This window comes from Microbacterium sp. HMWF026, assembly GCF_003061325.1.
In the GTDB taxonomy this organism is placed as follows: domain Bacteria; phylum Actinomycetota; class Actinomycetes; order Actinomycetales; family Microbacteriaceae; genus Microbacterium; species Microbacterium testaceum_E.
Genome location: NZ_QAJB01000066.1, coordinates 22782 through 31349 on the forward strand (window position 1 = coordinate 22782; position 8568 = coordinate 31349).

Here is an 8568-nt window from a genome sequence, read left to right on the forward strand (position 1 = left end):
TCGGCGGCGTCGTCGCCGTCGCGCAGGGACCGCGCGTCACGGACGTGCAGGTCGACCCCGCGGCCGCCGTGGCGGCATCCGGGTCCCGCGTGATCCTCACCACGACGCAGTCGCTGCAGAGCGTGGACCCCTCGCAGGTCGAGGTCGAGCCCGCGACGCCGTTCACCGTCGACACGGCGGGCCGCAGCGTCGGCGTGCGCTTCACCCTGCCCCTGCGCGACGACACCGACTACCGCATCACCGTCAACGGGGTGAACGGTCTGGGCGCGGGGCCGTCGTCGACGCTCACCGAGACGTTCCGCACGCCACCCCTGCAGGCCTACCTGATGCAGCGCGGCACCCCCGAGGGCGACACGATCTTCCGCACCGACCTGCAGGGCGAGGCGGGACTGCCGGTGTTCGTCCACCCGCACATCGAGGACTTCCGGGCGACGGCGAACCACCTCGTCATCTCGGTGCGCGACGGCGACACCGCGCGCGTGATCGTCACCGATCCCGACGGCGGCAACCAGCGCGACATCACTCTGCCGGGACCGGGCTACGTCACCAACCTGCAGTCGGCGGATCGCGGAGAGCGCATCGGCTTCACCTTCTCGGATGCCGACCTGGGCGCCGCGGGCGGACGCGAGAGTCGCCTGTTCACGGCATCCGCGGCCGACGATGCGCCCCCGACCGAGGTGGGCCTGAACGGTGGCGACGTGCGCATCGCCGACTACCGCTTCGTCCCCGACACCGACAGCATGCTCGTGCTGACGTTCGACTCGCGCCTGCTGCTCACCGACGCGCAGGGCGGCAACGCGGCGCCGCTGGGCAGCGCGGTCTCGATCGACGGCATCGCCCGCGGGTCCTCGGTCGCCGTGGTCGAACGTCTCGAAGGCATTCGCGAGATCGACCTGACCGACGGGTCGGAGCAGGAGCTGGTGCGCCCCGTCGATCCGCCGGGACTGGCCGGTCGAGCGACCCCCGTGCCGGGGGCCGGCGCGGGGACCATCCGCTCGTTCGCCGACATCAGCGCCGACGGCGTCTCGCGGTCGACGACCATCGCCCACGTCGACACGGCCGGCGCGGTGCGGCCCCTGCTCGAGGTGCCGGGCTCGGACACCGCCCTGCAGACCTGCGTCTCGCCGAGCGGACGCTACGCCGCGGTGCTGGTCGCCCCGCGCGCCGTCGACAATCCCTTCGACCGGTATCAGCTGCCGCTGCCGGAGCGGCTGCTCACGCACCTGGTCGAGATCGACACCGGCCGAGAGGTCACGGCGCTGCAGGGCTTCGACCTGTCGTGGTGCCAGGTCCCGCCGCAGTGATGCGACCGGCGACCCGCGCGGAACTCTCGGTCCTGCCCGTCGAGGCCGCCCCGCTGCTGTTGGGCGGGTTGCTCGAGACGGTCGTCGCGGGGGAGCGCGTCGTCGTCCGTCTCACCGAGGTCGAGGCCTACCACGGGCGGGGGACCGGCGACCGACCCGACCCGGGGTCGCACGCCCGCATGGGGCCGACCGCGCGCAACGCGACGATGTGGGGCGAACCCGGTCACCTGTACGTCTACCTGAGTCACGGCATCCACTCGTGCGTCAACGTGGTCTGCGGACCGGAGGGTGTCGCGGGGGGTGTGCTGCTGCGCGGAGCCGAGGTCGTCGAGGGCGCGGACGTCGCGGAGCGGCGCCGTCTCGAGCGACGCGGGGCCGTGCGGGCGGCGCGCGACCTGGCCCGCGGTCCCGGGCGGCTCGGCGACGCGGTGGGGCTGCGGCATCCCGTCCACGACGGCATCGACGCCGTCACGACCGCGGAACAGGAGGGGGCGCGGGCACGACTCCTGCTCCCGGATACGCCGGTCGCAGGCGTGGCGACGGGCCCGCGCGTGGGTGTCGCCGGCGTCGCCGGCACCGCGGCGTTCCCCTGGCGGTTCTGGATCGAGGGGGATGCCACGGTCTCGCCGTTCCGGTGGGGGCGCGGAGCCGCCGAGGCGGCCGCCCGTCAAGCCGACACGCCGTCCGTGCTAGACTGACCCCTTGTCTGCGCGCACTCCAGCACGCAGTTCGCATCCCACACCCCGATCTCGGCCTTCCGCCGCGCTCGGACGGGGTGCAGACAAGGGATCTTGGGTGGCACCGTCCGGTGTCACGGTACAGAAGGAGACATCACCATGGCAGCAGTGTGCCAGGTGACTGGAGCGGTTCCCGGCTTCGGTCACAACATCTCGCACTCGCACCGCCGGACGAAGCGCCGCTTCGACCCGAACGTGCAGAAGAAGACCTACTTCGTTCCGTCGCTGGGTCGCAACATCAAGCTCAACGTTTCGGCGAAGGGCATCAAGGTCATCGACGCGCGCGGCATCGAGTCCGTCGTGCGTGACCTGCAGGCGAAGGGCGTGAAGCTGTAATGGCGAAGAAGGCTCAGGACGTCCGTCCGATCATCAAGCTGCGTTCGACCGCCGGCACGGGGTACACCTACGTGACGCGCAAGAACCGCCGCAACAACCCCGACCGCATCGTGCTCAAGAAGTACGACCCCGTGGTCCGCAAGCACGTCGACTTCCGAGAGGAGCGCTAAGCACATGGCTAAGAAGAGCAAGATCGCGCGCAACGAGCAGCGCAAGGTCGTCGTCGAGCGCTACGCCGCGAAGCGCGCCGAGCTGAAGAAGACCCTGGTCGACCCCAACGCGACCGACGAGGCCCGCGAGGCCGCCCGCGTGGGCCTGCAGAAGCTGCCCCGCAACGCGTCGCCCGCGCGCGTGCGCAGCCGCGACGTCATCGACGGCCGCCCCCGTGGTGTCCTCACGAAGTTCGGCGTCTCGCGCGTCCGCTTCCGTGACATGGCCCACCGTGGCGAGCTGCCCGGTGTGACCAAGTCGTCCTGGTAAGCACCAGACACCCGTTCGAAGGGCGGGGGTTCCGAGAGGAGCCCTCGCCCTTCGTCTTTCATCAGCCGTCGATCTCGTCGAGCCGTCGCGCCGCTTCTACGCGTGTGGTCACCTCGAGCTTGCGATAGACCGAACGCAGCTGGCTCTTGATCGTGTTGACCGAGACTCCACGCGCGAGGGCGATCTCGGTGGTCGTCCGTCGCGAGCGGAGAAGAACCGCCAGCTCGCGCTCTCTCGGGGTCAGCGCGACGGGGGATGCGACCCGTTCAACCCCCGCGGTGACGAGCTCCAGTTTCCGCAGCACGGGCGCGAGGGTGTCGGCCAACTCGGGATGCGAGCGCAGGGCGTCGCCGACGAGCGCGGCCGTCTCGGTTCGCGGCAGCATCGAGAAGGGCGCCGCCGACATCCCGTTACGGGCCACCAGGAGCAGGGCCGTTCGCATGCTCTCGCGCGCCCCTCTCTCGTTGCCCGTTCGGAGCAGGGCGATCGCGCGCCGCGCCAGCACCGGGACGAGCGTGCGCAGGCAGTGGTCGAGGTCGGCGGACACGCACTCGTCGGTGCCGGCGAGCAGCTCCTGCTCGCGGCCGAGGGCCAGCAGGGCTGCGGAGCGCTGCATCGCGAAGCAGGCGCCGTGCCCCTCGGGACTCTCGTAGGGGCGCAGCAGATCGAGCGCTCCGAGATGGTCACCGTGGGCGATCATCAGATCGGACATCACCGAGACGACGAGGTACCGCAGCATGCGGTGACTGCTCCTCCTGCGTCCGCTGAGCAGCAGGTTGCGGGCCGCGGCGAGGGCCGTGCCGAAGTCCTGCGTGAACATCGACGCGCCGACCTCGAACGCGTCGGCCGAGAAAACCGCGTAGGCGTCGTCGCCATGAGTGGAGCGCAGTCGCGCGGCGACGCTTCTCAGTCCCGCGACGTCCATGCGGACGACGGCGATCGTTCCGCGCGCGAGCATCTCGGCGTACGCGGCTTCCGCCTCGTCCCATCCGTTCTCGCGGAACAGTGTCGACGCCTCGTCGACGGTGGTCTCCGCCAGATGGACCTCGCCGTTGAGAGCGCGCGCCAGAGCCATCACGGAGAGGGCGCGATAGCGCAGGCTGGGCGTATCGGCGAAGAGCAGAGCCTCCGCGCCGAACCGTGCGCCCATCTGGGGTCGACCGGCGGCCGAGCAGTACTCGCCCACGGCCGCATACAACTGCGATCGGGCGGCGGGCGACAGCTGGGCCGGACGGAGGAGGCGGACGCCGTCGAAGTTGTCGCGAACGATGTCCGCACCCCCCGACAGGGCGTCGCGCCGAGCCCGCGCCGCGTAGCACGACGCGGCGATCAACGCCTCGACGTCCGTCCAGACGCGCGGGGCGGTCGGCGGTCGGCACTCCGCGAGCACGCTCAGGTGGCGAGCCAGGGGAACGCCCCTGCCGGGGGTGAGGCGCGCGGACGTGGCGAGGGCCGCGGCGCGAAGAGGCGGGTCGAAGTGTTGCGTTCCGGGCGACCGCGGTCCCGCGGAGGCGCCGCGCTTCAGCTCGACGATCGGAGCCGGATCGTCGTCGTCCCGTCGCGGTCGCGGCCAGGGGGTCATCGTTCTGGCGAGGGGGCGGCGGTGAGTCGGCGGACGGCCTCGGCACGCCCGTTGACGCCGAGCTTGACGTAGATCGACCGCACCTGGCTTCGGACGGTGTTGAGAGAGACGCCCCTCTCACGCGCGATGTCGGCGAGGCTCGACGGGGTCTGCAGGGCACTCGCGAGCGCACGTTCGGTCGGCGTGAGGTCAGCCGTCGCGCTGTTGTCGAACGTGTCGATGACGCTCGCCACGGTGAGGTCGAGCAGAGCGAGGATCTGATCGACGACGGGGCGCGACGAGGGACGCTCTGCCGCGACAGCGTCGAGCAGGGACCGCACCTCGTCCGGGGGCAGGGATAGGAACGGCACCGCCGAGACCCCGATGCGCGCGGTGAGCAGGACGACCGCCTCCATGCATCGCTGGGCGCGACGGTGCGCCCCGAGGCGTTCGAAGGCCAGAGCACGACGGGCCAGCAGGGGACCGAAGGTGCGGGGGTTGTGTCCGGCTTCGTCGGCGGCGCAGAGGTCGGTTTCGGCGATGAGCTCGCGGTCACGGCGCAGATGCAGAAGAACAGTGGCGCGATGGGTCGGGAAGCAGACCCCGTGACCCTCGGGGCTCTGCCAGGGGGCCAGGAGAGCCAGCGCCTCTTCGAGCTGTCCGCTCGCGACCAGCAGGTCGGCGTGCATGCAGACGACGTGCAGTCGGCACCCGAGCCAGCTGCTGTGGATGCCGCTGCTGTGCAGAAGGTGGGCGCTCCCGGCGAGAGCGCCGGTCACGTCGCCGCGGAAGAGGCGGGCGATGACCTCCGCCATCCCCGCGGTGAAATCCCAGAACGCGTCGTCGGGCTGCGTGGCGCGCAGGTCGGCCGCGATCCGGTCCAGCGTCGGCGCGTCCGCGCGTGCCGAAGCGACGGTGATGTGTGCGAAGAAGGTGACGAGCAGACGTTCGGTCGCGGGCCACCCTTGCGCGCGGAAGATCCCGTCCGCTCGGCTCAGCAGGCGCTGGGTCTGCTCGACGTCCCCGTCCAGCCCGGCCGCGAAAGCGGCGGTCGCGACGGCACGATACGTCAACCCCGGCGTGTCGGCGAAGAGCATCGCCTCGTCCGCGAACCTCGCCGCGACATCGGCCAGCGCCAGGCTGCAGGCGTACTCTGCGACGCTCGAGTACAGCAGGGAGCGGGCGCCCGCCGACAGTGACGCCGGGCGGGTGAGCCGCACGTCGTCGAAGAATCGGTCGATGAGTGCCGAGCCGAGGGTGAGAGCGTCTTGGCGGGCGCGCGCGGTCAGTTGCGCCGAGAGCGCGTCGGCGGCGGCGTCGTTCCACACGGGCGGCGGACTCAGCGGTTCGCACTCAGCCAGCAGGGCGAGATCTCGAGGATGCGGCAGGCCGTCGCCGGGCGACAGTCGGGCAGCCGTGCGCGCGGCGGCCGCACGGAGGTCGCCCCCCACGTCGAATGCGTCCAGAGCCGATGTCATGACGGGTCTCCGTTCGGGCCGGGAGCTCCTCGTCCGTCGAGTGAGGATTCGTGGTGGCGGTCATTCTAGTGCGCACGCTCGACTCCTCTTCGACCGGAACGGGTGCCGCCGCGGCCGCACGCGACGGGCCCGGGAAATGCGCGGGGGGAGTGCCGCTCCGTCGCTCGACGACTGGCTGCCGCCCGCGACGGCGTTCTCCCGGGGCGACACGCCGTGGCGAAACGGACCAAATCGGTCAGAATCCGCGTGATTCCGCGGTTCGATTGATACTGTCGAGGCGGTCTCCCGACCACCGAGGAGTTTTCCTCCTCGTCCGAGTAACGAGAGACGGCGCTCGCCGCCGCCTGGAGGACAACCACATGGCCGACAAGTCCATCACCAAGACCGAGCTCGTCGCGAGCATCGCCAGCGCGACCGGGCAGAGCCAGTCCGCCGTGTCGGGCGTGCTCGACTCCCTCTTCTCCACCGTCTCCGAGGCGGTCGCCAAGGGCAGCAAGGTTTCGATCCCCGGCTGGATCGCCTTCGAGCAGGTCGCGACGTCGGCTCGCACGGGCCGCAACCCGCAGACGGGTGAGGAGATCTCCATCCCCGCCGGCAAGCGCGTCAAGGTCACCGCGGGCTCGAAGCTCAAGGCCGCCGTCAAGTAATTCGACCGCGAGTCTTCAGAGGGGGGATGCCATCGGCATCCCCCCTCTGCCATGCGGGCGCGACGTAGGCTGGGGTGGTGAATCCCCGACTCCTCCGCGTCGCGGGACCCGTCATCCTGATCGTGGTCTCGCTGATCGCCGTCGTCGCGGGACTCGCGTACGGCGGCGGGGCGGCCGAAGCGCAGCTCGCCGACCCCGGCCCGTTCGTGCGGTGGGGTCTGCCGATCGCCACCGTGGTGGTCAACCTGTCGGCCGCCACCATGGTGGGCTCTCTCGTGCTCGCGTTGTTCGCCCTGCGCGCGGGGGAGCGCCCCTTCGAGATCGCCCTGGACACGGCATCCATCGGTGCCGCGATCTTCACCGTCTCGGCGGCCGTGACCGGGTTCCTCACGTTCCTCAACGTCATCCCCGCCTCTCCCACGCTCGACGCGGTCTTCGGCCAGCAGCTCGGGCGCTTCCTGGTCGAGAGCGAGGTCGGGCCCGCGTGGCTGATCACCACGATCGCGGGGGCGGTGCTGACCGTGCTGACTTTCGCGGTCCGCTCGTGGGTGCCGACCCTCATCGTCGCGATCCTCGCGCTCGCCGCGCTGATCCCCATGGGTACGCAGGGGCACGCGGGTGACGAGGCGAGCCACAATGCCGCCGTCACGGCGCTGGTGCTGCACATCATCGCCGCAGCGGTGTGGCTCGGCGGTCTCGTGCTGCTGGTCGTCGTGCGCCCGGCGATGACGCGTCCGGAGCTGCAGAAGGTCCTGCTGCGCTACTCGTCGATCGCGCTCGTCGCGTTCATCGTGGTCGCGATCTCGGGAACGGTGCGCGCCTCGATCGGTCTGCTCGGCCTGCAGAACATCTGGTCGGCCTACGGCATCCTCGTCCTGGTGAAGGTCGCCGCCCTGCTCGCGATGGGCGTGCTCGGAGCCTGGTACCGCCGGCGCCTGATCTCGCGGATGGGCGACGAGGCGGGGTCCCGTCGCTTCTGGGGCGTCATCTCGCTCGAGCTGGTCTTCATGGGCATCGCCAGCGGTGTCGCCGCGGCTCTCGCCCGCACGCCCCCGCCGGTCGAGGCGCCGCTGGTCGGCCGCACGCCCGCCGAGGTGCTGACGGGTGCGCCCCTACCGCCCGATCTCACCCCCGAGCGCTGGTTCACCGCCTGGGACGTCGATCTGCTGTGGACTCTCGTGGTGGCCTTCGGCCTGTTCTTCTACCTCGCCGGGGTCTGGCGCCTGCTGCGCCGCGGCGACTCGTGGCCGATCTACCGCACCGTCCTGTGGACCCTGGGCATGTTCGGGGTGTTCTGGGTCACGTCCGGCCCGATCAACGTGTACCAGGACTACCTCTTCAGCATGCACATGATCGGCCACATGCTGCTGTCGATGGCGATCCCTCTCATGCTCGTCGCGGGGGCTCCCGTGTCGCTCGCGGCCCGCGCCATCCGCAAGCGCGACGACGGCACGCGCGGCGGTCGCGAGTGGATCCTCTGGGCCGTGCACAACCCGGTCGCCAAGGTGCTGACGAACCCCTACGTCGCGGCCGGTCTGTTCATCGGCTCGCTGTGGGCGTTCTACTACACCGACCTCTTCCGCTGGTCGCTGTACGACCACGTCGGTCACATCTGGATGGTCGCGCACTTCCTCGTCACGGGGTACCTGTTCGTGCTCAGCCTCATCGGCATCGACCCCGTGCCCTACCGCCTGCCGTATCCGCTGCGTCTGCTCGTGCTCATCGCCATCATGGCCATGCACGCGTTCTTCGGCATCGCGATCATGATGAACTCCGGCCTGATGGTGGCCGAGTGGTTCGGGGCGATGGGGCGCACGTGGGGCGCGACTCCCCTTCAGGATCAGTACGTCGGCGGTGGTGTCGCGTGGTCGGTCGGCGAGATCCCGACTCTCATCCTCGCGATCGCGGTCGCGATCCAGTGGAGCCGCAGCGACGAGCGCCAGCAGAAGCGCCGCGACCGGCACGTCGACCGCGTCGGCGACGTCGAGCTCGACGCCTACAACGAAGAGCTCGCCCGGCTGGCGG

9 protein-coding genes are annotated in these 8568 nt (G+C 70.8%); 7 read left to right on the forward strand and 2 right to left on the reverse strand.

Annotation, left to right across the window (positions count from 1 at the left end; genetic code table 11):
• From DBR36_RS03125 to rpsN, 5 genes are all read left to right on the forward strand, one after another.
• Positions 1-1304: hypothetical protein (locus DBR36_RS03125; RefSeq protein WP_258222528.1), on the forward strand; the 1304-nt coding region annotated here is incomplete at its 5' end.
• Positions 1304-2002 (forward strand): DNA-3-methyladenine glycosylase, encoded by a 699-nt coding sequence (locus DBR36_RS03130; protein ID WP_108317526.1) that lies wholly within the window; start codon positions 1304-1306, stop codon positions 2000-2002. The genes DBR36_RS03125 and DBR36_RS03130, both read left to right, overlap by 1 nt.
• Before the next feature lie 138 nt (positions 2003-2140).
• A complete protein-coding gene (gene rpmB, locus DBR36_RS03135; RefSeq protein WP_055832508.1) occupies positions 2141-2377 on the forward strand; it encodes a 50S ribosomal protein L28 in 237 nt (78 codons plus the stop codon).
• The gene (rpmG, locus tag DBR36_RS03140) at positions 2377-2547 is read left to right on the forward strand and encodes a 50S ribosomal protein L33 (protein WP_013584775.1); all 171 of its coding nucleotides are present in this window, start codon (positions 2377-2379) and stop codon (positions 2545-2547) included. Before rpmB ends, rpmG begins: the two co-directional genes overlap by 1 nt.
• A gap of 4 nt (positions 2548-2551) precedes the next feature.
• Positions 2552-2857 (forward strand): 30S ribosomal protein S14, encoded by a 306-nt coding sequence (rpsN, locus tag DBR36_RS03145; protein WP_022878196.1) that lies wholly within the window; start codon positions 2552-2554, stop codon positions 2855-2857.
• 61 nt (positions 2858-2918) lie between these two features.
• Here the strand turns inward: rpsN and DBR36_RS03150 are convergent, their stop codons facing one another.
• The gene (locus DBR36_RS03150) at positions 2919-4439 is read right to left on the reverse strand and encodes a helix-turn-helix transcriptional regulator (RefSeq protein ID WP_108317527.1); all 1521 of its coding nucleotides are present in this window, start codon (positions 4437-4439) and stop codon (positions 2919-2921) included.
• Positions 4436-5896 (reverse strand): LuxR C-terminal-related transcriptional regulator, encoded by a 1461-nt coding sequence (locus DBR36_RS03155; protein ID WP_108317528.1) that lies wholly within the window; start codon positions 5894-5896, stop codon positions 4436-4438. The genes DBR36_RS03150 and DBR36_RS03155 overlap by 4 nt, the downstream gene beginning before the upstream one ends.
• 359 nt (positions 5897-6255) lie before the next feature.
• On the opposite strand from DBR36_RS03155, the gene DBR36_RS03160 reads away from it, so the two are divergent.
• Together DBR36_RS03160 and DBR36_RS03165 are read left to right on the forward strand one after the other, a co-directional pair.
• On the forward strand, positions 6256-6543 hold the full coding sequence (locus DBR36_RS03160; protein WP_013584778.1) for an HU family DNA-binding protein: 288 nt from the start codon (positions 6256-6258) through the stop codon (positions 6541-6543).
• Between the two features lie 77 nt (positions 6544-6620).
• A partial coding sequence (locus DBR36_RS03165) for a cytochrome c oxidase assembly protein (RefSeq protein WP_108317529.1) occupies positions 6621-8568 on the forward strand: 1948 nt, incomplete at its 3' end.

Coding starts and splice junctions, on each gene's coding strand:
- DBR36_RS03130 (WP_108317526.1), top strand. CDS start 1,304: ATGCGACCGGCGACCCGCGCGGAACTCTCGGTCCTGCCCGTCGAGGCC.
- rpmB (WP_055832508.1), top strand. CDS start 2,141: ATGGCAGCAGTGTGCCAGGTGACTGGAGCGGTTCCCGGCTTCGGTCAC.
- rpmG (WP_013584775.1), top strand. CDS start 2,377: ATGGCGAAGAAGGCTCAGGACGTCCGTCCGATCATCAAGCTGCGTTCG.
- rpsN (WP_022878196.1), top strand. CDS start 2,552: ATGGCTAAGAAGAGCAAGATCGCGCGCAACGAGCAGCGCAAGGTCGTC.
- DBR36_RS03150 (WP_108317527.1), bottom strand. CDS start 4,439: ATGACCCCCTGGCCGCGACCGCGACGGGACGACGACGATCCGGCTCCG.
- DBR36_RS03155 (WP_108317528.1), bottom strand. CDS start 5,896: ATGACATCGGCTCTGGACGCATTCGACGTGGGGGGCGACCTCCGTGCG.
- DBR36_RS03160 (WP_013584778.1), top strand. CDS start 6,256: ATGGCCGACAAGTCCATCACCAAGACCGAGCTCGTCGCGAGCATCGCC.